Annotated in this window: 28 protein-coding genes and 1 tRNA gene; 15 read left to right on the top strand and 14 right to left on the bottom strand. The window is 72.6% G+C overall.

The genetic code is table 11. The features are described from left to right. Positions 1–21: 21 nt before the first annotated feature. Together corA and DAI17_RS17000 are read left to right on the top strand one after the other, a co-directional pair. On the top strand, positions 22–999 hold the full coding sequence (gene corA / locus DAI17_RS17005) for a magnesium/cobalt transporter CorA (RefSeq protein ID WP_107774386.1): 978 nt from the start codon (positions 22–24) through the stop codon (positions 997–999). Continuing rightward, positions 990–2,249: an MFS transporter gene (locus tag DAI17_RS17000; RefSeq protein WP_107774385.1), complete on the top strand. Its 1,260-nt coding sequence runs from the start codon at positions 990–992 to the stop codon at positions 2,247–2,249. The genes corA and DAI17_RS17000 overlap by 10 nt, the downstream gene beginning before the upstream one ends. On the opposite strand, the gene DAI17_RS16995 is transcribed toward DAI17_RS17000, so the two are convergent. Continuing rightward, the gene (locus DAI17_RS16995; protein WP_107774384.1) at positions 2,224–3,045 is read right to left on the bottom strand and encodes an undecaprenyl-diphosphate phosphatase; all 822 of its coding nucleotides are present in this window, start codon (positions 3,043–3,045) and stop codon (positions 2,224–2,226) included. The two genes, DAI17_RS17000 and DAI17_RS16995, sit on opposite strands and share 26 nt — an antisense overlap. Before the next feature lie 77 nt (positions 3,046–3,122). Between DAI17_RS16995 and DAI17_RS16990 the strand changes: the two genes are divergently transcribed. Together DAI17_RS16990 and DAI17_RS16985 are read left to right on the top strand one after the other, a co-directional pair. Further along, positions 3,123–4,070 (top strand): aldo/keto reductase, encoded by a 948-nt coding sequence (locus DAI17_RS16990; protein ID WP_107774383.1) that lies wholly within the window; start codon positions 3,123–3,125, stop codon positions 4,068–4,070. Then, the gene (locus tag DAI17_RS16985) at positions 4,070–4,297 is read left to right on the top strand and encodes a DUF5703 family protein (protein WP_107774382.1); all 228 of its coding nucleotides are present in this window, start codon (positions 4,070–4,072) and stop codon (positions 4,295–4,297) included. Before DAI17_RS16990 ends, DAI17_RS16985 begins: the two co-directional genes overlap by 1 nt. A 46-nt stretch (positions 4,298–4,343) precedes the next feature. Here the strand turns inward: DAI17_RS16985 and DAI17_RS16980 are convergent, their stop codons facing one another. After that, entirely contained in the window at positions 4,344–5,693 is a 1,350-nt protein-coding gene (locus DAI17_RS16980) for a M20/M25/M40 family metallo-hydrolase (protein ID WP_107774381.1), read from the bottom strand. A 78-nt stretch (positions 5,694–5,771) separates the two neighbouring features. On the opposite strand from DAI17_RS16980, the gene DAI17_RS16975 reads away from it, so the two are divergent. After that, a tRNA-Leu gene (locus DAI17_RS16975) sits at positions 5,772–5,857 on the top strand. A 192-nt stretch (positions 5,858–6,049) separates the two neighbouring features. Next, on the top strand, positions 6,050–6,889 hold the full coding sequence (locus DAI17_RS16970) for a slipin family protein (protein ID WP_107774380.1): 840 nt from the start codon (positions 6,050–6,052) through the stop codon (positions 6,887–6,889). Between the two features lie 12 nt (positions 6,890–6,901). On the opposite strand, the gene DAI17_RS16965 is transcribed toward DAI17_RS16970, so the two are convergent. Both DAI17_RS16965 and DAI17_RS16960 read right to left on the bottom strand, forming a co-directional pair. After that, positions 6,902–7,093, bottom strand: a complete 192-nt coding sequence (locus DAI17_RS16965) for a hypothetical protein (protein ID WP_107774379.1) — start codon at positions 7,091–7,093, stop codon at positions 6,902–6,904. A 30-nt stretch (positions 7,094–7,123) separates the two neighbouring features. Then, a complete protein-coding gene (locus DAI17_RS16960) occupies positions 7,124–7,738 on the bottom strand; it encodes an HAD-IA family hydrolase (protein WP_107774378.1) in 615 nt (204 codons plus the stop codon). A gap of 23 nt (positions 7,739–7,761) precedes the next feature. Here DAI17_RS16960 and DAI17_RS16955 point away from each other — a divergent pair, with 23 nt between their 5' ends. Beyond that, a complete protein-coding gene (locus DAI17_RS16955) occupies positions 7,762–8,340 on the top strand; it encodes a LysR substrate-binding domain-containing protein (protein ID WP_234412553.1) in 579 nt (192 codons plus the stop codon). Here DAI17_RS16955 and DAI17_RS16950 read toward each other — a convergent pair. After that, the gene (locus tag DAI17_RS16950; RefSeq protein ID WP_107774377.1) at positions 8,324–8,878 is read right to left on the bottom strand and encodes a nucleosidase; all 555 of its coding nucleotides are present in this window, start codon (positions 8,876–8,878) and stop codon (positions 8,324–8,326) included. The two genes, DAI17_RS16955 and DAI17_RS16950, sit on opposite strands and share 17 nt — an antisense overlap. Positions 8,879–8,985: 107 nt before the next feature. Here DAI17_RS16950 and DAI17_RS16945 point away from each other — a divergent pair, with 107 nt between their 5' ends. Beyond that, positions 8,986–10,773, top strand: a complete 1,788-nt coding sequence (locus DAI17_RS16945; RefSeq protein WP_107774376.1) for a BCCT family transporter — start codon at positions 8,986–8,988, stop codon at positions 10,771–10,773. 42 nt (positions 10,774–10,815) lie between these two features. On the opposite strand, the gene DAI17_RS16940 is transcribed toward DAI17_RS16945, so the two are convergent. The 3 genes from DAI17_RS16940 to DAI17_RS16930 are packed head-to-tail and all read right to left on the bottom strand — an operon-like array spanning position 10,816 to position 14,387. Then, positions 10,816–12,252 (bottom strand): GuaB1 family IMP dehydrogenase-related protein, encoded by a 1,437-nt coding sequence (locus DAI17_RS16940; RefSeq protein WP_107774375.1) that lies wholly within the window; start codon positions 12,250–12,252, stop codon positions 10,816–10,818. Positions 12,253–12,263: 11 nt separating this feature from the next. After that, complete coding sequence (locus DAI17_RS16935; protein ID WP_107774374.1) at positions 12,264–12,878, bottom strand: hypothetical protein; 615 nt, start codon at positions 12,876–12,878, stop codon at positions 12,264–12,266. A gap of 15 nt (positions 12,879–12,893) precedes the next feature. Then, entirely contained in the window at positions 12,894–14,387 is a 1,494-nt protein-coding gene (locus DAI17_RS16930) for a pyridoxal phosphate-dependent decarboxylase family protein (RefSeq protein ID WP_199905173.1), read from the bottom strand. 97 nt (positions 14,388–14,484) lie between these two features. On the opposite strand from DAI17_RS16930, the gene DAI17_RS16925 reads away from it, so the two are divergent. After that, positions 14,485–14,775 carry a YiaA/YiaB family inner membrane protein gene (locus tag DAI17_RS16925; RefSeq protein WP_107774373.1) on the top strand — a complete coding sequence of 97 codons (291 nt, stop codon included), beginning with the start codon at positions 14,485–14,487 and terminating at the stop codon, positions 14,773–14,775. Between the two features lie 130 nt (positions 14,776–14,905). Here DAI17_RS16925 and DAI17_RS16920 read toward each other — a convergent pair whose 3' ends face one another. After that, on the bottom strand, positions 14,906–16,120 hold the full coding sequence (locus DAI17_RS16920) for an acyl-CoA dehydrogenase family protein (protein ID WP_107774372.1): 1,215 nt from the start codon (positions 16,118–16,120) through the stop codon (positions 14,906–14,908). A 55-nt stretch (positions 16,121–16,175) separates the two neighbouring features. After that, on the bottom strand, positions 16,176–17,555 hold the full coding sequence (locus tag DAI17_RS16915) for an acyl-CoA dehydrogenase family protein (protein ID WP_107774371.1): 1,380 nt from the start codon (positions 17,553–17,555) through the stop codon (positions 16,176–16,178). 96 nt (positions 17,556–17,651) lie between these two features. Here DAI17_RS16915 and def point away from each other — a divergent pair, with 96 nt between their 5' ends. Next, positions 17,652–18,266 (top strand): peptide deformylase, encoded by a 615-nt coding sequence (def, locus tag DAI17_RS16910; protein ID WP_107774370.1) that lies wholly within the window; start codon positions 17,652–17,654, stop codon positions 18,264–18,266. Further along, complete coding sequence (locus DAI17_RS16905; protein WP_234412552.1) at positions 18,263–19,057, top strand: TrmH family RNA methyltransferase; 795 nt, start codon at positions 18,263–18,265, stop codon at positions 19,055–19,057. The genes def and DAI17_RS16905 overlap by 4 nt, the downstream gene beginning before the upstream one ends. A gap of 73 nt (positions 19,058–19,130) precedes the next feature. Here DAI17_RS16905 and DAI17_RS16900 read toward each other — a convergent pair whose 3' ends face one another. Beyond that, positions 19,131–19,934, bottom strand: coding sequence for a TrmH family RNA methyltransferase (locus DAI17_RS16900; protein WP_107774447.1), 804 nt, complete (start codon positions 19,932–19,934; stop codon positions 19,131–19,133). Beyond that, a complete protein-coding gene (gene cobA / locus DAI17_RS16895; RefSeq protein ID WP_107774369.1) occupies positions 19,927–21,165 on the bottom strand; it encodes a uroporphyrinogen-III C-methyltransferase in 1,239 nt (412 codons plus the stop codon). Before cobA ends, DAI17_RS16900 begins: the two co-directional genes overlap by 8 nt. A gap of 85 nt (positions 21,166–21,250) precedes the next feature. On the opposite strand from cobA, the gene DAI17_RS16890 reads away from it, so the two are divergent. The 4 genes from DAI17_RS16890 (at position 21,251) to DAI17_RS16875 (ending at position 24,176) form a co-directional block, all read left to right on the top strand. Beyond that, positions 21,251–21,772 carry a YbhB/YbcL family Raf kinase inhibitor-like protein gene (locus DAI17_RS16890; RefSeq protein WP_107774368.1) on the top strand — a complete coding sequence of 174 codons (522 nt, stop codon included), beginning with the start codon at positions 21,251–21,253 and terminating at the stop codon, positions 21,770–21,772. A 66-nt stretch (positions 21,773–21,838) separates the two neighbouring features. Continuing rightward, complete coding sequence (locus DAI17_RS16885) at positions 21,839–22,636, top strand: ABC transporter permease (RefSeq protein ID WP_107774367.1); 798 nt, start codon at positions 21,839–21,841, stop codon at positions 22,634–22,636. Next, on the top strand, positions 22,629–23,465 hold the full coding sequence (locus DAI17_RS16880) for an ABC transporter permease (protein WP_107774366.1): 837 nt from the start codon (positions 22,629–22,631) through the stop codon (positions 23,463–23,465). The genes DAI17_RS16885 and DAI17_RS16880 overlap by 8 nt, the downstream gene beginning before the upstream one ends. 171 nt (positions 23,466–23,636) lie before the next feature. Continuing rightward, positions 23,637–24,176, top strand: a complete 540-nt coding sequence (locus DAI17_RS16875) for a CAP domain-containing protein (RefSeq protein WP_159081607.1) — start codon at positions 23,637–23,639, stop codon at positions 24,174–24,176. 25 nt (positions 24,177–24,201) lie between these two features. On the opposite strand, the gene DAI17_RS16870 is transcribed toward DAI17_RS16875, so the two are convergent. After that, positions 24,202–24,849, bottom strand: a complete 648-nt coding sequence (locus DAI17_RS16870; RefSeq protein ID WP_234412551.1) for a class F sortase — start codon at positions 24,847–24,849, stop codon at positions 24,202–24,204. Between the two features lie 53 nt (positions 24,850–24,902). Further along, the gene (locus DAI17_RS21080) at positions 24,903–25,520 is read right to left on the bottom strand and encodes a hypothetical protein (RefSeq protein ID WP_159081606.1); all 618 of its coding nucleotides are present in this window, start codon (positions 25,518–25,520) and stop codon (positions 24,903–24,905) included. Positions 25,521–25,632: the final 112 nt, after the last annotated feature.

Raw genomic sequence — 25,632 nt, 5'->3', positions numbered from 1 at the left:
CGTTGCCACTAGCCTGACGCAGTGATCGTCGACAACGCGCTCTACCACGAGGGCGTCCGGGTCCCGCTCGGGGACGGGGACCCCAGCCTGGGGCACGCCCGCGTGCCGTGCGGCGTCGGCGACTTCCAGTGGGTCGGGATCCACGACCCCTCCGGCGAGGAGCTGCGGCAGATCGCCGCCACCTTCGACCTGCACCCCCTGGCGGTCGAGGACGCCGGCGACTCCCACCAGCGTCCCAAGGTCGAGCGCTACGGCAACACGCTGTTCCTCGTGCTCAAGACGCTCTGGTACGTCGACGAGCAGGACGCGGTCGAGACCGGCGAGATCAACCTCTTCGTCGGACCCGACTTCGTGGTCACCGTCCGCCACGGCGCGGGCATCGACCTGGCCACCGCGCGTCGCGACCTCGAGCAGCGGGCCAAGGTGCTCAAGCACGGTCCGATGGCGGTCATGTACGCGATCTGCGACCGGGTGGTCGACGAGTACGAGAAGGTCGGGGCGTCGCTGGAGATCGACGTCGACGAGGTCGAGGAGTCGGTCTTCTCCCCCGCCCGCACCGATGACTCCTCACGGATCTACGTCCTCAAGCGCGAGATCGCGGAGGTGCGCCGCGCCGTCATGCCCCTGCGCGAGCCGATGCGGCGCTTCGCCACGGCAGAGGTCACCGGCATCGACGAGGAGACCGCCACCTACTTCCGGGACGTCGCCGACCACCTCCAGCGCGTCTCGGAGGTCATCGACAACCTCGACGTCCTGCTGTCCACCGCGTTCGACGCCCACCTGGCCCGCATCTCGGTGCAGCAGAACGAGGACATGCGCAAGATCTCCGCCGGCGCCGCACTGGTCGTCGTACCCACCCTGATCGCCGGGATCTACGGCATGAACTTCACGCACATGCCCGAGCTGGACTGGACCTACGGCTACCCGTTCGCCCTCGCGCTGATGGTCGGGGTCTCGGCGGTGCTGCTGTGGTTCTTCAAGAAGTCGGGATGGCTCTGAGCGAGACGTCGCCGCCCCGGCTCGGCGCCTGGCGGGTGGTGTGGTGGTTCGGGTTCGTCAGCCTGGCCGCCGACATGGTCTACGAGGGCGCCCGGTCGATGTACGGGCCGGTGCTGGCCGCGCTCGGCGCCTCGGCGGCAGTCGTGGGCCTGGTCACCGGCGCGGGCGAGGCCATGGCGCTGGTGCTGCGGCTGGTCTTCGGGCCGGTGGCGGACCGGACGGGGCGCTACTGGACCCTCACGATCGTGGGCTACGGGCTCACCGCGGTGTGCGTGCCGCTGCTCTTCCTGAGCCCCCGCCTCGGCGCGGCCGGCCTCGCGTTCGCGGTCACCATGATCCTGCTCGAGCGTCTCGGCAAGGCGGTGCGGTCGCCCTCGAAGTCGGCGCTGCTCGCCCACGTGGCCGGCGCCGTGGGACGGGGGCGCGGCTTCGGGGTGCACAAGGCGCTGGACCAGGTGGGCGCGTTCGCGGGACCGCTGCTGGTGGCCGCCGTGGTGGCGGCGTCGACGCTCTGGGCCGGGATGGCGGTGCTCGCGATCCCGGGCGCCGTCGCCATGGCGCTGCTGCTCGCCCTGCGGCTGAAGGTCCCGGACCCGTCGGTGTACGACGCCACGCCGGGATCGACGCAGGGATCGACGCAGGGGACCGCCCCGGCCGCCGGACCGTCCCGGGGGTGGTGGGCCGACGCAGTCGGGGCCGGCCTGCCGCGCGACTTCTTCGCCTACGCGGTCGCCGCGTCCCTGACGACCGGCGCCCTGGTGACCTTCGGCATCATCGGCTACCACCTCACGGTCGACGGGATCGTCCCGGTCGCGGCCGTGCCCCTGGTCTACGCCGGCGCGATGGCGGTCGAGGCCGTGGCCGCGCTGCTCGTCGGCTGGACCTACGACCGGCTCGGCGCCCGCATCCTGCTGGTGGTGCCCGTGCTGGTCGCCCTCGTGCCGGCCCTCGCCCTCGGCCCCACGCCGGCCCTCGTGGTCGCCGGCGTCGTCGTGTGGGGCTTCGCCCACGGCGTCCAGGACTCCACCGTCAAGGCGGCGGTCGCCGACCTCGTGGACGCGCCGCGCCGGGCGACGGCGTACGGCGTGTTCGCCGGCATCCAGGGCCTGCTCGCGATCGTGGGCGGTGCCGGGGCGGGCTGGCTCTACGACCGGTCGCTCACCGCGCTGGTGGTGGTCGTGGCCGTCAGCCAGGTCGCTGCCCTGGTGCTGCTGGTGCGGACGTTCAGGCGGTCAGCACGCCCGCGCTGACCAGCAGGAGCGTCGCGGTGCCCAGGGCGACGCGGTAGATCACGAACGGCGTGTAGGAGTTGGTCGACACGTAGCGCAGCAGCCAGGCGATCGCGGCGTACCCCACGAGGAACGACACGACGGTGGCCACGATCGTCGGACCCCAGCCGTAGGCGTTGTCCCCGCCGGGGATCTCCTTGAGCTCGAACAGGCCCGCGCCGACGACGGCGGGGATGGCGAGCAGGAAGGCGTAGCGGGTCGCGGCCTCGCGCTGGAAGCCCAGCACGCGGCCCATCGAGATCGTCGCCCCGGAGCGGGAGACGCCCGGGATGAGCGCCAGCGCCTGCGCCATGCCCATCAGGACGGCGTCCTTGATGGTGATCTGCCTGATCTCGCGGTCGTCGCTGCTGAAGCGGTCGGCCAGGCCCAGCACGATGCCCATCACGATCAGCGTGGTGCCGATGATCCACAGGTTGCGGAAGTCGTCCTCGATGATGTCCTTGAGCAGCACGCCCAGCACCACGATCGGCAGCGAGCCGATGATGATGAACCACCCCATCCGGGCGTCGAACTGGCCGCGCCACTCGGGCTTGAACAGCGAGAGCACCCACGCCCGGCCGATGCGCCAGATGTCCTTGCGGAAGTAGATGAGGACGGCCAGCTCGGTGCCGATCTGGATCACCGCGGTGAAGGCGGCGCCCGGGTCGCCCCAGCCGAAGAGATCGGGGAAGATGCGCAGGTGCGCACTGCTGGAGATCGGCAGGAACTCGGTCAGTCCCTGGATGGTGCCGAGGACGACGGCCTTGATGAGATCCACGGCGCAGGAGCCTACGGGGGCGCCGCCTGCGGCGAGCCGGAGGCCCCGCCGAGGCGGCCATGACTAATCTCTGCCGCATGCAGCAGCGTTCGCTCGGCTCGACCGGCCTGAAGGTCTCCCGGCTCGGTCTCGGCACGATGACCTGGGGACGCGACACCGACGAGCACGAGGCGCGCGACCAGCTCATCGCCTTCGCCGAGGCGGGCGGCACGCTGGTCGACACGGCGGCCGGCTACGGCGACGGCGCCAGCGAGGAGCTGATCGGCACCCTCATCGGTGACGTGGTGGCGCGCGACGAGGTCGTGCTGGCGACCAAGGCCGGCATCTCCCGGCGCACGGGTGAGCGGGTCACCGACACGTCCCGCGGGCACCTCCTCACCTCGCTCGACGCATCGCTGAAGAGGCTCGGCGTCGACCACGTCGACCTGTGGCAGGTGCACGTCTGGACCGACGAGACCCCGATCGAGGAGACCCTGACCGCCCTGGACCTGGCGATCACGTCCGGCAGGGCGTCGTACGTCGGGGTGTCCAACTACTCCGGCTGGCAGACCGCGCAGGCCGCCACCTGGCAGCGTGCGGTGCCGGGTCGGGCCACGCTGGCCTCCACCCAGGTCGAGTACTCCCTGCTCAACCGCGCCGTCGAGCACGAGGTCGTCCCCGCAGCGCAGGCCCTCGGGCTGGGCGTCCTGCCGTGGTCCCCGCTCGGCCGGGGCGTGCTGACGGGCAAGTACCGCTCGGGCACCCCTTCGGACTCCCGGGCCGCGACCGAGCACTTCGGGCGCTTCGTCGGCGTCTACCTCGACGAGCGCGCCCGCGGCATCGTCGAGGCCGTGGCCCGTGCCGCCGACGGGCTGGGCTGGAGCCCGCTGGAGGTGGCCCTCGTCTGGGTGCGCGACCGCCCCGGCGTGACCGCCCCGATCGTCGGTGCCCGCACGGGCACCCAGCTGAAGGGCGCCCTCGGCGTCGAGGAGCTCACGCTGCCCCGCGAGATCGTGGAGGCACTCGACGACGTGAGCGGCGACTGATGACCCGCGTGCACCGCCGTCCGCCGCGGAACGGGGTGGAGTGGGAGTTCGAGACCCTCACCCTCCCCCGCGACTTCTCCCGCAGCGTCGTCACCCGGTTGCTCGTGGACCGGGCCGAGCACGGCGGCTGGGAGCTCGACCGCCTGCGGATCGGCAACGACGGCGTACGCCGCGTGGTGCTGCGCCGCAAGATCATCCGCCAGCGGCTCACCCTCTGGGCCGGCTGAGTGTGGGATCGGTGTCACCTGGTGGCACTGATCCCACACCCAGTGCTCAGAGCTCGTCGAGGAACCGGTCGAACACGCGCGCCCCGAACTCCAGCGCGTCGACGGGCACCCGCTCGTCCACGCCGTGGAAGAGGGCGGTGAAGTCGAGGTCCGCGGGCAGGCGCAGGGGCGCGAAGCCATAGGACCTCATGCCGAGCTTGGTGAAGTGCTTGGCGTCCGTGCCACCGCTCATGAGGTACGGCGCGACCACGGCGTCCGGGTCCTCCGCCAGGAGCGAGCGCGTCATCGCGTCGACCAGGTGGCCCTCGTAGCGCATCTCCCACGGCTGCTGGTGGGACAGGAAGTCGATGTCGATCCCCTCGCCGCACAGCTCGCGCAGGGTGTCGAAGAACTCGTCCTCGTAACCAGGCAGGAAGCGGCCGTCCACGTGCGCGGTCGCCTCGGTCGGGATCACGTTGACCTTGTAGCCGGCACCGAGCATGGTGGGGTTGGCGGTGTTGCGGATGACCGCGCCGAGCATGCGGGCGGCGCTGCCGAACTCGTCGATGAGCTCCGCCGCGTTGTCCGGCGTCGCCTCGGTGCCGGCGATGTCGGCCACGCTGGCGAGCAGCACCTCCATGGTCGGCGTGAGTCGGACCGGCCACTCGTGCGCGCCGATCCGGGCGACCGCGCCGCTGAGGCGGGTGACGGCGTTGTCGGTGTTGATCATCGAGCCATGCCCGGCCCGGCCGCGGGCGGTGAGGCGCATCCAGGCCATCCCCTTCTCGGCGGCCTCGATGAGGTAGACCCGGCGGCCGCGGACGGTGGCGCTGAAGCCGCCGACCTCGCCGATCGCCTCCGTGCAGTCGGCGATCTCGTCCGGGTGCTGCTCGACGATGACCTGCGCCCCCTTGTGCCCGCCCGCCTCCTCGTCGGCGGTGAGGCAGATGACCAGCTCGCGGTCGGGCAGCCGCCCGGCCCGGGCCCGTGCGCGTACGACGCTGAGCAGCATCGCGTCGAAGTCCTTCATGTCGACCGCGCCGCGACCCCACACGAAGCCGTCCTGCACCTCGCCCGAGAACGGGTGGACCTGCCAGTCGTCCGCCGCGGCGGGGACGACGTCGAGGTGGCCGTGCACGAGCAGCGGCGGCTTGCCCGACCCGGACGCCCCGCCCCACCGCGCGACCAGCGACGTGCGCCCCGGCTCGGACTCGTAGAGGCGCGACTCGATGCCGACCTCGCCGAGCAGCGTGGCGCAGTACTCCGCCGCCTTGCGCTCGCCCGGACCCTCCTCCTCGCCGTAGTTGGAGGTGTCGAACCGGATCAGCTCGCGACACAGGTCGACGACCTCCGACGCGGGGTCGTGGGCCGGGTCGTGGGCGGGGTCGCGAGGGGTGTCCGAGACGTTGTCAGCCATGACCCCATCCTGCCCCAGCGACGAGGGCACCCCGATTCGAGAGTTGGCCGGGCGTTTTGCTACGGTTCTCCAGCACTCGTCCGGGTGGCGGAATTGGCAGACGCGCTAGCTTGAGGTGCTAGTGCCCGTATTAGGGCGTGGGGGTTCAAGTCCCCCCTCGGACACTCAGAAGGCCCCGGCTCCACGGGGCCTTTTGTTCATTTCGGGGGCCGTCCCGGGACCGACCGGCCGGTGCCGCCGGGCCCTCCCCCGCGGGTCCTTGGACCCTGTGCCACCTCGCCCCCACGCGCCGAGACTCGAGGGGACGGGCGCCCGTGGGCGCGCCGTCGTACCGGACGGGACGAAGGGAGGCGGCGATGAGCGCCACGGGACTCCTCGTCCTCGCCGTCGTGGTGGTGGTCGCAGTGGCCGTGCTCGCCGCCGCGCTGAAGATCGTCAAGGAGTACGAGCGGGGGGTGCTGTTCCGCTTCGGGCGGCTGCGCGGGGAGCGCCGGCCGGGGCTCAACCTGATCGTCCCGGTGGCCGACCGGCTGACCAAGGTGTCGCTGCGCATCGTCACGCTGCCCATCCAGTCCCAGGGGATCATCACCAAGGACAACGTGAGCGTGGACATCGCCGCGGTCGCCTACTACCGGGTGGTGGACGCCGTGAAGTCGGTGGTCGCGATCGAGAACGTCGAGGTCGCCATCAACCAGATCGCGCAGACGACGCTGCGCAACGTCGTAGGGCAGCACACGCTCGACGAGTGCCTCGCCAAGACCGACCGCATCAACGAGGACATCCGGCTCATCCTCGACCGCACGACGACCGAGTGGGGCGTGGACGTGACCCTGGTCGAGCTCAAGGACATCCAGCTGCCGGACACGATGAAGCGGGCGATGGCGCGCGAGGCGGAGGCCGAGCGGGAGAAGCGGGCCAAGATCATCAACGCCGAGGGTGAGCACCTCGCGGCCAGTCGGCTCGGCGAGGCCTCCGACATCATCATGGCCCACCCGCTCGCCCTGCAGCTGCGCAACCTCCAGACCCTGCTGGAGCTGGGGGTGGACAAGAACACGACCGTCGTCTTTCCCTCACCCCTCATGAGCACGATCGAGGAGATCGGCACGTTCCTGCGCCACGAGACCACGGCCGCTCGCGAGGGACACCCCGCGCCCGGCGACGGGGCGCCCGTGCCGTCGTCACGACCGGGACTCTGAGACGGGGCAGGGTCAGCTGCCGCGGCGCGGCCGGCCCGAGGGGCCCATCCGGTGGTGCACACCCGCCGGCGCCTCGCCCAGGCCCGGCACCCCGGGGGCGTCGGTGGTCATGGGCCCGTCGGGGTCGTGGCGCCAACGGCGCTCCAGGAGCACGCCGAACCACGTGAAGAAGACCACCAGGGCGCCGAGCAGGAGCCAGAGCATGGGTCGGACACTACGACGCGGGGACCGGGGTCACGGCGTGTCGAGCCGGACCCCGTGCGCGGCGAGGAGGTCGACCAGCGAGCCGGGGCCGCGCTCGAAGTGCCAGTGCTCGGCCACCAGGCCGGCGGCCCGCGCCCCCTCCACGTTGGCTGCGCTGTCGTCGACGAAGAGCACCTCGCCCGCCGGCACCCCGATCAGCGACACCACGCGGCGGAAGAACTCGGGGTCCGGCTTGGCCACGCCGACCTGCCACGAGTAGGCGCTCACGTCGAAGCGGTCCCGGTAGCCCAGCACGTCGTGCATGTAGGTGCCCCGGTGGCGCTCCTGGTTGGTGGCGAGGTGCACGCCGTACCCGGCCCGGCGCAGCGCTGCGACGACCTCGAACGAAGCGGCGACCTCGTCGATGCGGTGCCACACGCCGGCGTAGACCTCGGCGACGGGGGTGGTCACGCCGTACTCGCGCAGGCTCGCCTCGAGCATCGGCAGGTAGTCGCCGTCGCCGGCGAGGGTGGGCAGCTCGTCGGCCCACGTCCGGTGCAGGAACTCCCGCGCCCGGTCGCCGAGGAAGGGCTCCATCGCGGCGTACCACCCGCCGGGCAGGTCCTGGAGGACGCCGTCGGCGTCGAGCAGCACGTGCGTGATCACGGGCCTCACCCTAGGCTCGCCGGGTGATCGCCCCCCTGCGTGTCGGCTTCGTGACCGGCGCGACCCCCGACAAGTGGGCGCGCGCCTGGCGCGAGCGCCGCCGTGAGCCGCTCGAGCTGGTCCCCGTCGACGAGGCGGAGCAGCTGCGCGGCGTCCGGGACGGCAGCCTCGACATGGCCCTGGTGCGCCTGCCGATCGACACCGACGGCCTCCACTGCGTCCGGTTGTACGACGAGGTCCCGGTCGTCGTGGCCGGCCTCGAGCACGTCGTCGGCGCGGTCGACGAGGTGGAGCTGGCGGACCTGGCCGACGAGCAGCTGGTGCGCCCGCACGCCAGCGGGTGGACGCCCGCCGCCGACCAGCTCGACTGGCCGCCGATGAGCGAGAAGGACGCCATCGAGACCGTGGCGTCCGGCACCGGCGTGGTGATCGTGCCGATGAGCGTGGCCCGCCTGCACCACCGCAAGGACGTCGTGACCCGACCGGTGGTCGACCTCGAGCCCACCACCGTCGCGCTGGTGTGGCTGCGTGACCGCGACGACGACGTCACGCAGGCCTTCGTGGGCGTCGCGCGCGGGCGCCGGGTCAACAGCTCGCGCTGAGCCACTCCTCCAGCCACACGCCGAGCACCAGCGCGCTGGCCTCCACCATGGCCGGCCAGTCCATCGCGGACTCGTCGGCCGCGTCGCTGACGTGCTTGACCAGCCGCACGGGCACGCCGAAGGACTGCGCGGCGAACGCGACGGCGTACCCCTCCATGTCGACCAGGTGCGCGGCCAGCGCCAGCCGGTCGCGCACCAGCGGGTCGGTGACGAACACGTCCCCGGTCGCGAGCACGACGTCGGACTCCCCCACCACCAGCCGCTCCTCGGGGTCGTAGCCGAGCGACCGGACGATGTCGGCGTTGATGTCGTGGTTGAGCACCACCCCCGGCTCGTGCAGGCCGGTGAGCTCGTCGCGCAGCGACCCCGCGGTGCCGATGTTGACGACCGTCAGGCCCGACAGGTCGTCGTACGCCGCGAGCGCGCGGGCGGTCGCGACGGCCGCCGCGGTCTTGCCGAGACCGGTCACGACGAGCGGGAGGTCGGCGGGGACGTGGGCGGCTTCGGCCGCGGTCGCGGCCACGACGAGGGTGTGCACCTCGTCACGCTAACCGGTCCGGAGTTGGCAGACGCCGACGTCTTCCCCCTAGGGTCGAACGGTTGTCCACTCGACCCTCGAGCAACCTCAGGAGGTGTCACGAGCTCGTGACCCAGGCTCCACCGAACGACCACACGATCCAGCAGAGCTTCAAGAGCCCCACCGACAGCGTGATCCCCCACCCGGCCCTGGACGTCGAGCCCCGCGCGGAGTCCGAGCGGCCCCAGGTCCTCGACAAGGTCGTCTTCGGTGTCACCGCCGTGATCGCCGTCGCGTTCCTGCTCTGGGGCTTCCTCGACACCGCCTCCCTGGCGAGCGCGTCCGGGACCGCCCTGACCGGCACCATGAAGTACCTCGGCTGGCTGTTCGTGCTGGCCGCGTCGGGCTTCGTCGTCTTCGCCCTGTGGCTCGCCCTGGGCAAGTACGGCAACATCCCGCTGGGCCGCGACGGCGACGAGCCGGAGTTCTCGACCACCTCCTGGGTGGCGATGATGTTCTCCGCGGGCATGGGCATCGGCCTGATGTTCTACGGCGTCAACGAGCCGCTCACGTTCTTCGCCGACACCGACGGCTACGCGCCTCCCGGCACCGAGGGCCTGGCCGACCCGCAGCGCGCCGAGAGCGCCATGGCGCACACGTTGTTCCACTGGACCCTGCACCCGTGGGCGATCTACGCCGTCGTGGGCCTCGCCATCGCGTACGGCGTCTACCGCAAGGGCCGTCTGCAGCTGATCAGCGCGGCGTTCGAGCCGCTGCTGGGCAAGCACGCCCGTGGCCCGGCCGGCAAGGTCATCGACATCCTCGCGATCTTCGCGACGCTGTTCGGCTCGGCCGCCTCGCTCGGCCTCGGCGCCATTCAGATCTCCAGCGGGCTGCGCATCGTCTCCGGCATCGGTGAGGTCGGCAACGCCGTGCTCGTCGGCATCATCGCCGTCCTGACGGTCTGCTTCGTGCTCTCCGCCGTCTCGGGCGTCGCCAAGGGCATCCAGTGGCTCTCCAACATCAACATGGTGCTGGCGCTGCTGCTCGCGGTCTTCGTGTTCGTCGTCGGCCCGACGATGTTCATCCTCGACATCATCCCGACCTCGGTCGCCTCCTACGTGGGCGACCTGCCGACCATGACCGGCCGCACCAACGCCGACGGCGAGGCCGCGGCCGCGTGGCTCAGCAGCTACACGGTCTTCTACTGGGCCTGGTGGATCTCGTGGACCCCGTTCGTCGGCATGTTCATCGCGCGCATCTCGCGCGGTCGCACGATCCGGCAGTTCGTGACCGGCGTGCTCCTGGTGCCCAGCCTCGTGAGCCTGGTCTGGTTCGCCATCTTCGGCGGCTCGGCGATCAAGCTGCAGATGGACGGCACCGACATCTACGGCGCCGGTGCGCTCGAGGACCAGCTGTTCACCATGCTCGACCAGTTCCCGCTGGCGACGGTGTCCAGCGTCCTGGTCATGGTCCTCGTGGCGATCTTCTTCGTCTCCGGTGCCGACGCCGCGTCGATCGTGATGGGCTCGCTGTCCCAGAACGGCGCGATCGAGCCGAGCCGTGCCCCGGTCATCTTCTGGGGCGTCGCGACCGGTGGCGTGGCCGCGGTCATGCTGCTCGTCGGCGGCGACACAGCACTCGACGGGCTCAAGACGATCACCATCGTCGCGGCCGTCCCGTTCGTGCTGGTCATGATCGGCCTGTGCGTGTCCCTGGTGAAGGACCTCAGCCAGGACTCGATGATCGTCCGCACGCGCGTGGCCCGCGAGGCCGTGCACGAGGCCGTCATCGCCGGTGTCACCGAGCACGGTGACGACTTCCGGCTCGCGGTCGAGCAGGAGCCGGCCGCCGACGACAGGCCGGCGAGCACCTCCAGCAACGGGTCCGGCAACGGAACGACCCCGAGGGCCTGACCCCGGCCCGACCCGCGTGACCCGGCGGCCGCTGGGCGCCTCCTACCAGGAGGTGCTCAGCGGCCGTCCCTCGTGGAAGCCGGCCGCGGACTGGAGGCCGACCACCGCCCGCTCGTGCAGCTCCTCGAGCGTCGAGGCGCCGGCGTACGTGCAGGCGGACCGCAGGCCCGAGCAGATCTGGTCGATGAGGTCCTCGACGCCGGGCCGTGCCGGGTCGAGGTACATCCGCGACGAGGAGATGCCCTCCTCGTAGAGGCCCTTGCGGGCCCGGTCGTACGCCGACTCCGACGACGTGCGGTTGGCGACGGCCCGCGAGGAGGCCATCCCGAACGACACCTTGAAGGCGTGGCCGTCGGCGTCGTGCATCAGGTCACCCGGCGACTCGTGGGTGCCGGCGAACCACGAGCCGATCATCACCGCGCTTGCCCCGGCGGCCAGCGCCAGCGCCACGTCGCGCGGGTGCCGCACTCCCCCGTCGGCCCACACGTGGCGGCCCAGCTCGCGGGCCGCGGCCGCGCACTCGAGCACGGCGCTGAACTGGGGACGACCGACCCCGGTCATCATCCGCGTCGTGCACATCGCCCCCGGGCCCACGCCGACCTTCACGATGTCGGCGCCCGCCTCGACGAGCGCCCGGGTCCCCTCCGCGGAGACGACGTTGCCCGCCACCACCGGCACGTCCGGCGACACCGACCGCACGGCGCGCAGCGCCTCGAGCATCCGGTCCTGGTGTCCGTGCGCGGTGTCCACGACGAGGCAGTCGACCCCCGCCGCCAGGAGCGCCTCGGCCTTGCCCGCGACGTCGCCGTTGACGCCGACCGCCGCCGCGATGCGCAGGCCGCCGTCCGCGTCGACCGCGGGGGTGTAGAGCGTGGCCCGGAGCGCGCCGAGCCGGGTGAGGACCCCGACCAGCGACCCGTCGTCGGCGACGGCCACGGCCATCGGCGCCTTGGCGGCGTCCAGCCGGTCGAAGACGACCCGCGGGTCAGCGCCGGCGGAGACGGTGACCAGCTCGCGCCGCATCACCGCGCCGACCTGCGCGAACCGGTCGACCTCGGCGCAGTCCGCCTCGGAGACGACGCCCACCGGACGACCGTCCTCGACGACGACGGCGGCCCGGTGCGACCGCTTCGGGATGAGCGAGAGCGCCTCGGCGACGGTCTGCGTGGGGACGAGCTCGATGGGCGTGTCGAAGACGTGGTGGCGCTGCTTCACCCACCGCACGACCTCGGCCACGACCGGGAGCGGGATGTCCTGCGGGATGACCGTGAGGCCACCGCGACGCGCGGTGGTCTCGGCCATCCGCTTGCCGGCGATGGCCGTCATGTTGGCCACCACGAGCGGCAGGGTGGCGCCGGTCCCGTCGTGGGTGGCGAGGTCGACGTCGTACCGGCTGGCCACGGCCGAGTGGCGCGGCACCATGAAGACGTCGTCGTAGGTCAGGTCGTGCGGCGGGGCCGCGTCGTGGAGGAAACGCACGGAGCGGGAATCTACGTCAGTCGGTGGCGCGGGCGTAGTCCGACGTCCGCCAGCTCGAGCTCGGCGAGACGGCGTACGACGGCGGCGTCCTGACGCCGCCAGTCCCCCGCCGGGTCGTCGCTCACCGCGGCCAGGACGCGCATCGGCTGGTTGGCCAGCGCCCGCAGCGCGAAGAGGTCGAGGTCGTCGGCCGAGTCGATGAAGCGCGCGCCCGCCGTGGCCTCGCGGGCGAACCGCCACCGCCGCGGCAGGTGGACGGCGAGGGCGACGAGGATCGGGACGAGCGCCGTGGTCAGGCCCAGCACCACGGCCAGCTGCTCTACTGCCTCGACCGAGGACCGGCCGGCGGCCGCGATGCCCTCCGAGGCGTCGGCGGCCCGGTCGAAGGGCGTCGCCAGCTCGTCACCGATCAGCGGGGCCTCCTCGATCCGGCCGCCGACGTCCCGGAGCTGCCCGGCCATGGCGGTCGCCGACTCGTCGGTCTGTCGGGCGGGGGCGGCCAGGGCCGAGGTGCCGTCGTGGACGGCCGTGCCCGCCCAGGCCCACAGCACGATCCAGGCCACGACCAGCAGGTCGGCGACGATCTGGGCGGTACGGCGTCCGGGGGCGTCGGCGTAGAGCTTCATGCCCCCATCCGAGCATCACCCGGCCCGCTCGGCCACCTCCGTGAGGGCCGCCCAGGTGCGGTCGATGTCCGGGGCGGTGGTGCGCCAGCCGCCGACGGCCCACCGGATCGCGGCCCGCCCCTCGACCCGGGTGTGGCTGAGGTAGGCCACGCCCGAGGCGTTGACGCCGTCCATCAGCGCCATCGTGGCGTCGTCGCCGGCCACCGCCCGGAACACCACGAGGCTGAGGCTGCGCGGGGTGACGAGCTCGAAGCGGTCGTCGTCCTCCACGAGCTCCTCGACCCGGCGGGCCAGCTCGACGCCCTGGCGCACGTGCTCGCGCAGCCCCTCCAACCCGTAGGTCCGCATCACGGCCCAGAGCTTGAGCGCGCGGAACCGGCGACCGAGCTGGGGGTGCCAGTCGCGGTAGTCGACCACCTCGCCGGAGTCGGACGCGGCGTTGCGGAGGTACTCCGGGGTCAGCGACAGGGCGCCGGTCAGGGAGCCGCGGTCGGGCACCCACAGGACGCTGCAGTCGAAGGTCGTGAGCAGCCACTTGTGCGGGTTGGTGACGATCGACTGCGCCAGGTGCAGGCCGCGCGTCAGGTGCTCGCGGTGCTCGGGGCACACGGCCGCCACCCCGGCCCAGGCCGCGTCCACGTGCAGCCAGGCGCCGACGCCGTCGAGCGCCTCGGCGATCGCCTGCACGTCGTCGACGGCGCCGGTGGACGTGGTGCCGACGCAGGCCTGCACGAAGACCGGCCGGCACCCGTCGTCGATGTCCTCGGCCAGCATCCGCTCGAGGCTGCGCACGTCCATCGCCTGGGTGGCCGGGTCCACGTCGACCATCCGGACCGACTCGGCGCCGAGGCCGGCCATCATTGCCGCCTTGACCAGCGAGGAGTGCGCCTGCGACGAGCCGTAGACCGTCCAGCGGGTGTCCCCCAGCCCGGCGTCGCGCACCCGGCCGCCGCTGGCGGCGTGCAGGGCGGCCAGCAGGGCGGTGAAGGTCGCCGTCGACGCGGTGTCCTGGATGACGCCGCCGCCCGGGCCGGGAGCGGCGTGGCGGAGCTGCTCGGGCAGCCCGAGAGCCTGCGCCAGCCAGTCGACGACGACCTGCTCGACCTCGGTGACAGCGGGGCTGGTGGCCCAGATCATCCCCTGCGCGCCGATGCCGCTGGAGAGGAGGTCCCCGAGGATCGCCGCGGGCGAGGAGTTGGCCGGGAAGTAGGCGAAGTAGCGCGGGTGCTGCCAGTGCGTGAGTCCCGGCACCACGATCTCGTCGAGGTCGGAGAGGAGGGCGTCGAAGTCCTCGGCCTGCTCGGGCGGGGCGTCCGGGAGCGAGCGTCGTACGTCGCCGGGCGCGACCTGCGCGAGCACGGGAAGGTCGTCGAGCGAGGCCCAGTAGTCGGCGATCCAGTCGATGGCCGCGTGCCCGTGGCGCCGGAACTCCTCCGGGGACATGTGGGGGCCGTCGTCGGGCAGGGAGCTCTCGGGTCTCGGGCTCTCGGGCGTCGGGCTCTCGGGCATGGCCCGAAGGTACTGCCCGCGGCTGAGCCGTCGTACTCAGGCCGGATCGGGTAGCGCGACAGGTTCCCGGCCGCGCTGCGAGGAGCAGGCTCCTGCCATGCCGAATCCAGTCAGCACCACCGCCAAGAACACCACCGCCTTCGCTGCCCAGGCCGCGATCTCCTTCGGGGCGTCGCTCTTCGCGATGCTCGTCGCCGTCTACTTCATGGACGCCGACCCCTGGATCAAGGGCTTCCTCGCCCTGGGGACGCTCTACCTCACCACCTCGACCTTCACCCTGGCCAAGGTCGTGCGGGACATGCAGGACGACAGCACCGTCATGCACCGCCTCGACCAGGCCCGCCTCGACAAGGCGCTCGCCCAGCACGACCCCTACCGCTCCGCCTGACGCCCCGGGCGCCGACCGCGGGTCGCACCATCGGCACCACCGGCTGGCCGACCTTGACGCATGCTGGCCGCTGCATCGGCCAGCATGCGTCGGAATCACCGCTGCAGCGGTGATTCCGACCCGGGCGCCCTCAGCGCAGCTCGGCGCTGGTCAGCCCGAGCAGCCGCCGGGCCACGATGAGCAGCTGGATCTGCTGGGTCCCCTCGAAGATGTCGAGGATCTTGGAGTCCCGGGCCCACTTCTCCAGCAGCTCGGCCTCGCTGTAGCCCAGCGACCCGGCCAGCTGCACGCAGGACAGCGTGACGTCGGACCCCACGCGCCCCGCCTTGGCCTTGGCCATCGACGCCTCGAGCGAGTTGGGCTTGCGGTTGTCGGCCATCCAGGCCGCCTGCATCATCAGCAGCTGGGCGCCCTCCCAGTCGGCCTCGAGCTGCAGCAGCCTGGCGGCCGCCGCGGACTGCACCTGCGCGGGCCGGTCGTAGTCCACGCTCACGCCCGCCTGCTCCAGCAGGTCGCGAGTGAGGTCCAGCGAGGCCCGGGCGCAGCCGACGGCCATCGCGGCCACCAGCGGGCGGGTGTTGTCGAAGGTGGCCATCGCCCCGGCGAAGCCCTGCTTCACGTCGATCTCGGGTGAGCCCAGCAGGTCCTCGGCCGGCACGCGGCAGTCGGTGAAGGTGATGGCCGCCGTGTCGGAGGCGCGGATGCCGAGCTTGTGCTCGAGCCGCTCGACCTTCATCCCCGGGTTGTCCTTGCGGACCACGAACGACTTGATCGCCGCCCGACCCAGCGACTTGTCCAGCGTCGCCCACACGACCACGCTGTCGGCGCGCTCGCCCGAGGTGACGTAGATCTTCTCGCCGTTGATGACGTACTCGTCGCCGTCGAGGCGGGCGGTCGTGGAGATGCTGGCGGAGTCCGAGCCGGTGGTCGGCTCGGTGATGGCCATGGCGGCCCAGGTGCCGGCGTACCGCTCCTGCTGCTCCGGCGTCGCCACGGACGCGATGGCCGAGTTGCCGAGGCCCTGCCGCGGCATGGACAGCAGCAGCCCGGTGTCGCCCCAGCACATCTCGGCGACCGACATGACCGAGGCGAGGTTGGCCCCGTTGCGCACGCCGCCGTCGTCCACCTCGTCCTCGTCGCGACGTACGCCGGACGCACCCGCGCCCTCCGACGACCCGGACTCGGAGAGCCCGTCGATCATCGCCGCGAGCATGTCGAGCTCCTTGGGGTAGGCGTGCTCCTCGCGGTCGTACTTGCGCGAGATGGGCCGCAGCATGTTCATCGCGACCTGGTGGGCCTGGTCGACCAGCGTCCGGTGCTTCCTGGGGGTCTCGAGGTTGATCATGACCGGGGCCCCCGTTCGGAGCGGAACGAAGTGAGCATTCGAATGGGGTGGTTCATCAGACCAGAACCGTCCCTTCCATGATGCCGACGGCACGCAGGTCGCGGTACCACCGCTCGACCGGGTGCTCCTTGACGAAGCCGTGGCCGCCGAGCAGCTGGACGCCGTCGAGGCCGATCCGCATGCCCTTGTCGGCGCACAGCGAGCGCGCGAGCGCGACCTCGCGGGCGAAGTCCTTGCCCCGGGCGGCGCGCGACGCGGCCTTCCAGGTCACCAGCCGCATGGCCTGCAGCTCGATCGCCATGTCGGCGACCATGAACGCGACGGCCTGCCGGTGGCTGATCGGCTCGCCGAAGGCCTCGCGCTCGTTGACGTACGCCGTGACGTGGTCGAGGACGGCCTGCCCCGTGCCGACCGCCAGCGCGCACCAGGCGAGGCGCGAGAGCCGCACGCACTCGGCGTACGTCGAGCCGTCGGTCTCGCCGAGGACGGCGTCGGCGGGGACGCGGACGCCGGTCAGGCCCAGCCGGGTCAGGGACGCGGCGCGGATGCCCATCGACGGGTCGGCCTCGACGGTGAGCCCCTCGGCGGACGACTCGACGAGGAAGAGGACCGGGCGGCCCTCGAGCTCGGCGCCGACGACGAAGAGCTCGGCCTCCGCGCCGCGGGGCACGGCCGACTTGAGGCCGTCGAGGACGAAGCCGTCGCCGTCGCGTCGTGCCGTGGTGGCGGGGCTGAGCGGGTCGAAGAGCACCGTCGGCTCGGTGAGCGCGATCGCGGCCGCCGGTACGTCGTCACCGGTGAAGGCGGGGAGGTACGTCCGTTGCTGCGCGTCGGTGCCCCACAGCCCCAGGGCGGTGGCGACCGCTCCGGGGGCGAGCGCCGCGACGGCCAGCCCCATGTCTCCCTTGGCGAGGGCCTCGGCGACCAGCGTGCCGGCCATCGCCGACCGCTCCTCGGAGACGCCGCCGAGCGCCTCGGGCAGGCCGAGGATGGGCAGTCCGATCTCCAGGCTGGCGCGCAGCAGGTCGTCCGGCGCCGCGCACGCCTCGTCGGCAGCCGGGGCCGCGGGGCGGAGGACCTCCTCCGCGAACTCCCCCACCACGTCGACGAGCATCTGCTCGTCCTCGGTCGGCGTCAGGTCGAAGGTGCCGTCGGTCCTGGCCGACTCCGGCCGCGTGCCCGGCGTCCCGCGGCTGCCGGCCCGCGTGAACTGCCGCCCGGCTGCCGTCGCCGTGCGGAACCCGTTGCGCGTCAGGGTGAGGACCGCCTGCTCGGTCTGCCTGCGCAGTCCGAGGCGGTCGAGCACCTCGCTCGCCGCCAGCCGGTTGAGCCCGGCGACGGCCAGTCCGATGGGGTCGCGCTGCTCGTGGGAGGCCAGGCCGTGCCGGCCTCCCGGTCGGAGCCTCCGCCTGAGGAAGTCTGCGGTGAGGTACATAGCCCTAATGTAACTCTGAGTTACACCATGCGCCACAGTCCTCCCGGACCCGTCGGCGTGTCGGCCGTCGCGGCGTACGTCACTAGGATCTGCGGCATGTCGAACGACGTGCCAGCCGCCCCCTCGGGCCCTCCCGTCCACGCGCCGCACGGTGCGCTCCCCGACGGCGGGAGCATCCGCCCGATCACCCGCTGGGGCACCCCGGTCATGCACCGCCCGCAGCAGCAGGTGACCGAGTACGACGACGCGTTGCGCGGGCTGGCCGCCGACATGGTCGCCACCATGTATGCCGCCGACGGCGTGGGCCTCGCCGCGTGCCAGGTCGGCGAGGACGTGGCGATGTTCGTCTTCGACTGCCCCGACGAGAGCGGGGCGCACACCGCGGGCGTCGTCTGCAACCCGGTGCTGACGATGCCCGAGGGGCGCGACCGCAGCCTCGACGACGGCGACGAGGGCTGCCTGTCCTTCCCCGGCGCCTTCGTCGAGTGCCCGCGACCCGACTGGGCGGCGGTCGACGGCACCGGCCTGGACGGCAAGCCGGTGCACTTCGAGGGCAACGGCCTCCTCGCGCGGTGCCTGCAGCACGAGACCGACCACACGCTCGGCACCGTCTTCGGCGACCGGCTGCCCACCAAGGCGCGCAAGAAGCTGCAGAAGCAGCACGACAAGGCCGCCGACGACTACCCGCTGGACTGGCCGGCCGGGTCGTGACCGTCCGGATCACGACCCGCAACGCGCGGTTCCAGCAGTGGGAGTCGCTGCTGCACAACCGCACCAAGCGGCACCGCCTGGGCGAGATGGTGGTCCAGGGCGTGCGGCCGGTCAGCCTGGCCGTCGAGCACGGCTGGACGATCCGCGCGCTGGTCTCGGACGGGCGACCCCGGATGTCGGCGTGGGCGGCGGGCCTGTGGGGGTCCACCGACGCCGAGCGGGTCGTGATGGCGCCCGAGCTGGTCGCCGAGCTGAGCGAGAAGGACGAGCCCGCCGAGCTGCTGGCGATCGTCGCCCTGCCCGCCGACGACCTCACCCGCCTCGACCCGGCGGGTGTCACCGTGGTCTTCGACCGGCCGACCCAGCCGGGGAACATCGGGACCCTCGCCCGCTCGGCCGACGCGTTCGGGGCGAGCGGCCTCGTCGTCACCGGGCACGCCGCCGACCCCTACGACCCCCGCGCCGTGCGGGCCAGCACCGGTTCGCTGTTCGCCCTCACGGTGGTGCGGGCCCCCTCCCACCGTGAGGTGCTGGACTGGGCGCGACCGGCCGGCGTACGCGTCGTGGGCACCGACGAGACGGGCACGGTCGACCTGCGCGCGGCCGACCTGACCGGCCCGGTGCTCGTCGTGGTCGGCAACGAGACGACCGGGATGACCGCGGCCTGGCGCGAGGCCTGCGACGAGCTGGTGTCCATCCCGATGGCCGGCTCGGCGAGCTCGCTCAACGCCGCCGTCGCAGGGTCGATCGTGCTCGACGAGGTGTCGCGGCAGCGCCGGTCCCCGGCGTAGCCACCACCTCGTCGGTCGTCGAACGGGACGGAAGCGCCCGGTCGGCAGCTTCCAGCGCGACGAAAGCGCCCGGTCAGCGGTGGGCCGCGACGTAGCAGGCGACGGCGCTGGCGGCCGCGACGTTGAGGGAGTCGATGCCCTCGCGCATCGGGATGATCGCCCGCCGGTCTGCCGACTGCTCCCAGCGCGCCGAGAGCCCGTGTCCCTCCGACCCCAGCACCAGTGCCATCCGGTCCAGCCCGGCGACCGCCTCCTCGATCGGGGTCGAGTCCGGCGCCAGGGTGAGCGCGACGGTGGTGAAGCCCGCGGCCGAGAGGTCCGGGAGGGCGTCGTACCAGTCGGGCAGGCGGGTCCACGGCAGCGTGAAGACCGCCCCCATGGCGACCTTGATGGCGCGCCGGTAGAGCGGGTCCGCGCAGCGGGGCGAGAGGAGCACCGCGTCGAAGCCGAGCGCGGCACCGCTGCGCAGCACGGCGCCGACGTTGGTGTGGTCGACGAGGTCCTCGAGGACCAGCACCGACCGGGCACCGTCGAGGACCTCGGCCACCGAGGGCAGCGGGCGGCGCTCCAGCGACGCGAGCGCGCCGCGGTGCACGTGGAACCCGGTGACCTGCTCGGCCAGCGCCTCGGAGAGCACGAAGCACGGCGCGTCGGTCGTCGCCAGCACGTCGGCGAGCCCGTCGAGCCAGCGCGGCGCCATCAGCAGCGACCGCGGCGCGTAGCCGGCCTCGACCGCCCGGCGCACGACCTTCTCGCCCTCGGCGAGGAAGAGCCCGTGCTCTGCCTCGAGGTGCTTGCGCAGCTCGACGTCGCGCAGGTCGCGGTAGTCCGCGAGCCGGGGGTCGGCGGGGTCGGTGATCTCGATCAGGTCAGCCACGGGGTGCAGCATCTCGCCCGTAGTGCGCCGGGTGCGCGACCGCCACGACCTCACCGACCACGATGATCGCCGGCGGCTGGACGCGGTGGGCGTCGAGCTCCTCGGCCAAGGTGCCCAGGGTGGCCAGCACGGTGCGCTCCTCGGGCATGGTCCCCTCGACCACGACGGCGACCGGCGTGTCGGCGGGACGGCCGCCCTCGACGAGCGCGGCGGCGATGTGCGGGGCGTTCTCCACCGCCATCATCAGCACCACCGTGCCGCGGAGCGCGGCGATGGCCGGCCACACGACCAGGGACTCGGGGTGGCCGGGAGGCAGGTGCCCGGACACGACGGTGAACTCGTGGGTGATGCCCCGGTGGGTGACCGGGATCTGCGCCACGCCCGGGACGGCGACCGAGGACGACAGGCCCGGGATCACGGTGACCGGGACGCCGGCGGCCTCGCAGGCGATGACCTCCTCGTAGCCGCGGCCGAAGACGAAGTTGTCCCCGCCCTTGAAGCGCACCACCCGCTTGCCGGCCCGGGCCCGCTCCACGATCACGTCGTTGATGTGCTCCTGCAGCGCCGAGCGACCTCGCGGCAGCTTGGCGACGTCGATGAGCTCGACACCGGGGTCGAGCTCGTCGAGCAGCTCGCGCGGCGCGAGCCGGTCGGCCACCACGACGTCCGCCGAGGCGAGCGCGTGCCGGGCGGCCACGGTGACGAGCTCGGGGTCACCCGGGCCGCCGCCGACCAGGACGACCCCCGGCGAGCGGTCCAGCGCATCGGACGCGGTGAGGTGCCCGTCGCGCAGCGCGGTGAGGATGTCGTCGCGCAGGGTCGCCGACTTGCGCGGCTCACGGTTGCCCAGCACCCCGATGGTCGCCGTGCCGTGCCGGCCGACGGCGGGCGTCCAGGCCGTCGCCGCGGTGGCGTCGTCGCTGCGCACGCAGAAGATGCGCCGCTCCTCCGCCGCCTCGGAGACCAGGGTGTTGGCGGCGTGGTCGTCGGTGGCCGCGATGACGTACCACGCGCCGTCGAGGTCGCCGGGCTCGAAGCGGCGGAGGACCAGGTCGATCTCCCCGGACATCCCTTCCAGCGCCGGCGTGACCTCGGGCGACACGACGGAGACGCGCGCGCCCGCGGCGATGAGCACCGGCACCCGGCGCTGCGCCACGTGGCCGCCGCCCACCACCACGACCCGGCGGTCGCGCAGGATGAGTCCCGAGAGGTACGGCGTGGGCTCGTTCATGGACGCCATCCTCCCGTGCCCCGGGACCGGCGACGCGGCCGTTCCATCCTTGAAACGCCCACCGTGCGACTCCTAGGTTCGGGGTATGAGCCTCGAGCGCCCCGTCGCCCCCAATCCCTACGACTACCTCCCGCAGGTCGCGTCCTTCACCGTCACCAGCACCGACGTCACCGATGGCCGGCCACTCAAGGACGACCAGGTCGCCGCGCACGGCAACACCTCGCCCCAGCTCAGCTGGGAGGGTGCCCCGGAGGGCACCAAGAGCTACGTCGTCACCTGCTTCGACCCCGACGCCCCCACCCCGAGCGGGTTCTGGCACTGGTGCCTGGTCGACATCCCCGCCGACGTGACGTCGCTCGACACGGGTGCCGCGTCCGGCGACCTCCCGGGCAAGGCCTTCCACGTCCGCAACGACGGTGGCGAGGCAGGCTTCATGGGGGCCGCTCCCCCGCAGGGCGACCACCCGCACCGCTACTTCTTCGTGGTGCACGCCGTCCGCGAGGAGACCCTCGGCGTCGACGCCGACGCCTCCAACGCGGTCGTGTCGTTCAACCTGGCCTTCAAGACGCTGGGACGCGCGGTCATCCACGGCACCTACCAGCACTGAGTGGACCCGGCTCCCCAGAGCGCTGACGTGTGAGAGGATCCCGGTCGCCGATCCGGGGAGGCCGGGATGCTGTACGTCGCCATCGCGACGCGTGCGTTCCGCCGCTACTCCACCTACCGGGCGGCCACGCTGGCCGGGATCTTCACCAACTCGGTCTTCGGCGTCATCTACTCCTTCGCCTACCTGGCGCTGTGGGACGCCAACCCGACGGCGGGCGGCTACGACCAGGTCGACGCGGTGACCTACGTCTGGCTCGGCCAGGCGCTGCTCATGACGATCGCCCTGTGGGGCGGCGGCACGACCGACGACCTGGCCGAGCGGATCCGCACCGGCGACGTGGCCATCGACCTGTACCGGCCGGTGGGGCTGGTCGGGTGGTACCTCGCCTCGGACCTGGGCCGGGCGGCGTACCACTTCCTGACCCGCGGGATCGGGCCCACGGTGATCGGCTTCCTCCTCTTCGACATCCGGCTCCCGGCCGGGCCCGCCGCTGCCCTGGGCTTCGCGGTGTCGCTGGTGCTGGCCGTCGTCGTGAGCTTCGCGATCCGATTCCTCGTGGCCGGCACGGCCTTCTGGCTGCTCGACCAGTCCGGGGTCAAGGTGATGAGCGGTGCGTTCGCCATCTTCTTCAGCGGGATGATGCTCCCCCTCGTGCTGTTCCCCGGCTGGCTGGGGACGCTGGCCAACGCGCTTCCTTGGGCGTCGTACGTGCAGGTCCCGGCCGACATCTGGCTGGGCAAGCACACCGGCAGTGACCTGCTGGCCGCGCTCGCCTTCCAGGTGTTCTGGATCGTGGTGCTGCTCGGGTGCTGCCACGCCCTGCTGCGCGCCGCGACCCGCAAGGTGGTGGTGCAGGGTGGCTGACGTCCGGACGCGCCCGACGGCACCGGTTCCCGCTGCGGGCCACCTGCGCACCTACGGCCAGATCGCCTGGCTGTGGATCCGCGCCGCCTGGCAGTACCCCCTGTCCTTCGTGCTGCTCGCCGTCGGCAACGGCATGATCACCGCCCTCGACTTCGTGGGGTTGTGGATCATGTTCGCCCACCTCGACGACCTGGCCGGGTTCTCGCTCCACGAGGTCGCCCTGCTGTACGGCGCGGGGTCGCTCGGGCTCGGCATCGCCGACACCGCGATCGGCAGCGTCGAGCGCATCGGCACCTACGTCCGCACCGGCCGGCTCGACCAGATGATGACCAAGCCCGTCCCGCTGCTGGTGCAGGTCTGCGCCGACCAGTTCACGCTGCGCCGACTGGGCCGGATCACCCAGGCCTCGGTGGTGTTCGGCTGGGCCTGCACGTACGTCGAGTGGACCCCGCTGCGGGTGCTGGTCGCCGTCTCCATGGTGCTGAGCGGCGCGGCGATCTTCTTCGGGCTCTTCGTCGGCTTCTCCTGCATCCAGTTCTGGACCACGGACGCCTCGGAGTTCGCCAACGCCTTCACCTACGGCGGGGCGACCGTCACGCAGTACCCGCTGAGCATCTTCACGCGCGAGGTCGTCGTCGCGCTCACCGTCGTCGTGCCGGTCGCCTTCGCCAACTGGTACCCAGCGCTCTACATCCTCGGCCGCGAGGACCCGTTCGGGATGCCGGAGTGGCTCCAGCTCGCCTCGCCGGTGGCCGCGGTGGTGACGGTCGGCGCGGCCCTGCTCGTGTGGCGCGGCGGGGTGCGCCACTACACCTCCACCGGCAGCTGACCCACCCCGCCGAGCGGGCCATCACTCCCCCGCTGTGCGGGCGGCGGGGCCGTGGTCACAACGGACTAGTCGACTCGACACGGGCGGCCGATGGTTTGGAGGCGCCCCTCTACCACCATTAGTGTCGCGTCCCGCGCAGCCCCCCCGATGCGTGAACTGGAGTGTGTCCCCATGTCGTTCCTGCCTGCCCGCCTGACCGCCGGCCTCACAGCCGGCCTGACCGCCGGCCTGATCGCGGTCGCCGTCGTCCTGACCTCGCTGGCTCCCCTGGCCCCCGCTCACGCCGGGCCCGAGCCCCGTCCGGCGTCGAGCCCCGACGTGAGCCCCCGGAAGAGCTTCGCGTCCTTCGAGCTGCGGGTGCTCGACCGGATCAACGACGTGCGGGCACAGTCCGGGCTGCGCAAGATCGCCCGGCTCGACTCCTGCGTCGACAAGATGGCCGAGAAGTGGGCCGGCCGCCTCGCCAGCCGCGGCGTCCTCGAGCACCGCAACCAGGACCAGGTGCTCCGGCGCTGCAGCCAGAGCTGGGCCGGTGAGAACCTGGTCAAGGGCACTCGCCTCACGCCGGCTCGCGCGGTCGACGCGTGGCTCGCCTCGCCCGGCCACCGCGAGATCATGATGAAGCCGCGCGCCCGCCTCGCCGGCGTGGCCTTCGCGCGCGACGGTCGCGGCCAGTACGTCGGCGTGCTCAACGTCACCGACCCCGGCTGAGTCCGACCGAGCGCGCCGGAGCGACTCAGGACGTCGGCGTCGCGGTGACCACGACGTTGCTCCGGTAGCCGGTGCCGTCCCACCCCTCGCAGGTGACCAGGACGAGCCGTCCGTGCACCTGCTGGCTGAACAGCTGCGGCGCCTGGCGGGCGATGGTGTCCTTGTCGAGCACCCTCACCGAGTCGACGACGTAGCGGATCGACCCGCGATCGGTCCGGACCCGCACGACGGCCCCGGCCCGCAGCGTCTCGAGGTCGTCGAGCGCTCCCCCACCGTCGTGCACCGTGTGCCCCGTCACCAGGGCGGAGCCCCGGACGGATCCGGGTCTGGCCCCGTCGGACCACCAGCCCAGCACCTGGGGGTCGGAGGGCGGCTCGAGGGCGCGCCCCTGGCTCTCGATCGGCAGCACCGGCACGTCGATCGCGAGGGCCTCGACGACCACCGCCCGCGGGACTCCAGCGGCCGGCAGGGCACGGGGGCGTGCCGTCCGGTGCCGTTGCCCCTGGCTCGCCGAGGTCGCCGGCTCGCTCTCGGCCCGGCGCGAGGTGACCGGTGCCGCCGGCGAGCCCGTCCGGACCTCGGACCCCGATGACGTGCCGACGGGCGGGTGCTCGACGGCCCAGATGACGGCGGCCCCGGCCAGCGACATCACGGAGAGGACGGCCGCAGGCACCCACAGGCGCCTGCGGCCGGACCGCTCCGGGCTGTCGGGTCGGGGCCTGCGACTCACGAGTGCCGGCGTCGGACGACGAGGGCGAACAACCCCAGCAGCACTCCCAGCGTGGCCAGTCCCAGCGGCAGCCCCACCAGGCCGTCGGGCTCCTCGGCGGCGCCGGCGTTGATCGAGGTGGGCACGGCCTCGTTCTGCACGACCGGCACGTTGGACGTCTCCTCCAGCTCGACCTCGGGGCTCGGGGTCTCGACCTCAGGAGTCGGGGAGCTGGTCGCCGCCGTCGAGGGGCTGACCGTCGTGGTCGGTGTCGTCGTGGCGACGGGCGTGGTCGGAGCCGGCGTCGTGGGAACCGGTGTCGTGGGAACCGGTGTCGTCGGAGGCGGCGTCGTGGGGGTGGGGGTGGTCGGAGGCGGCGTCGTGGGCGTCGGCGTGGGCGTCGGCGTGGGCGTCGGCGTCGGCGTCGGCGTGGGCGTCGTCGTCTCCGTCGGCGTGTCGGTGGGGTACGGCGGCTCGGTGTCGTCCGGGCAGTACGGGTCGTGGCTCCGCGAGGTCAGCGACGGGACGCACTCGTCGTCGTGGTCGTCGCTGGCCCACACCGGCGACGTGGCCGTGCCGGCAACGGCGAGGACGGCAACGACCGAGAGCGCGGCGAGGTGGTTGGTGATCTTCATGTGGCTGCCCCCCAAGGCATGTGACCCGATGTCGACGGCACTACCGGCACAGTGAAAGCGGCTGCTCGGTGCCGAGACCCGGTTTGGTCACGGACATCCCCATCTCAGGGGA

Source organism: Nocardioides sediminis (assembly GCF_003047295.1).
Taxonomy (GTDB): Bacteria; Actinomycetota; Actinomycetes; order Propionibacteriales; family Nocardioidaceae; genus Nocardioides; species Nocardioides sediminis.
This window is presented reverse-complemented; position numbering and strand designations above follow the sequence as displayed.

Bases quoted from the DNA above. Each gene is read 5' to 3' on its own strand.
- DAI17_RS17000 (WP_107774385.1), top strand. From the start codon at position 990: ATGGCTCTGAGCGAGACGTCGCCGCCCCGGCTCGGCGCCTGGCGGGTG.
- DAI17_RS16990 (WP_107774383.1), top strand. From the start codon at position 3,123: ATGCAGCAGCGTTCGCTCGGCTCGACCGGCCTGAAGGTCTCCCGGCTC.
- DAI17_RS16985 (WP_107774382.1), top strand. From the start codon at position 4,070: ATGACCCGCGTGCACCGCCGTCCGCCGCGGAACGGGGTGGAGTGGGAG.
- DAI17_RS16980 (WP_107774381.1), bottom strand. From the start codon at position 5,693: ATGGCTGACAACGTCTCGGACACCCCTCGCGACCCCGCCCACGACCCG.
- DAI17_RS16970 (WP_107774380.1), top strand. From the start codon at position 6,050: ATGAGCGCCACGGGACTCCTCGTCCTCGCCGTCGTGGTGGTGGTCGCA.
- DAI17_RS16965 (WP_107774379.1), bottom strand. From the start codon at position 7,093: ATGCTCTGGCTCCTGCTCGGCGCCCTGGTGGTCTTCTTCACGTGGTTC.
- DAI17_RS16935 (WP_107774374.1), bottom strand. From the start codon at position 12,878: ATGAAGCTCTACGCCGACGCCCCCGGACGCCGTACCGCCCAGATCGTC.
- DAI17_RS16930 (WP_199905173.1), bottom strand. From the start codon at position 14,387: ATGCCCGAGAGCCCGACGCCCGAGAGCCCGAGACCCGAGAGCTCCCTG.
- DAI17_RS16925 (WP_107774373.1), top strand. From the start codon at position 14,485: ATGCCGAATCCAGTCAGCACCACCGCCAAGAACACCACCGCCTTCGCT.
- DAI17_RS16920 (WP_107774372.1), bottom strand. From the start codon at position 16,120: ATGATCAACCTCGAGACCCCCAGGAAGCACCGGACGCTGGTCGACCAG.
- DAI17_RS16915 (WP_107774371.1), bottom strand. From the start codon at position 17,555: ATGTACCTCACCGCAGACTTCCTCAGGCGGAGGCTCCGACCGGGAGGC.
- def (WP_107774370.1), top strand. From the start codon at position 17,652: ATGTCGAACGACGTGCCAGCCGCCCCCTCGGGCCCTCCCGTCCACGCG.
- cobA (WP_107774369.1), bottom strand. From the start codon at position 21,165: ATGAACGAGCCCACGCCGTACCTCTCGGGACTCATCCTGCGCGACCGC.
- DAI17_RS16890 (WP_107774368.1), top strand. From the start codon at position 21,251: ATGAGCCTCGAGCGCCCCGTCGCCCCCAATCCCTACGACTACCTCCCG.
- DAI17_RS16885 (WP_107774367.1), top strand. From the start codon at position 21,839: ATGCTGTACGTCGCCATCGCGACGCGTGCGTTCCGCCGCTACTCCACC.
- DAI17_RS16875 (WP_159081607.1), top strand. From the start codon at position 23,637: ATGTCGTTCCTGCCTGCCCGCCTGACCGCCGGCCTCACAGCCGGCCTG.
- DAI17_RS21080 (WP_159081606.1), bottom strand. From the start codon at position 25,520: ATGAAGATCACCAACCACCTCGCCGCGCTCTCGGTCGTTGCCGTCCTC.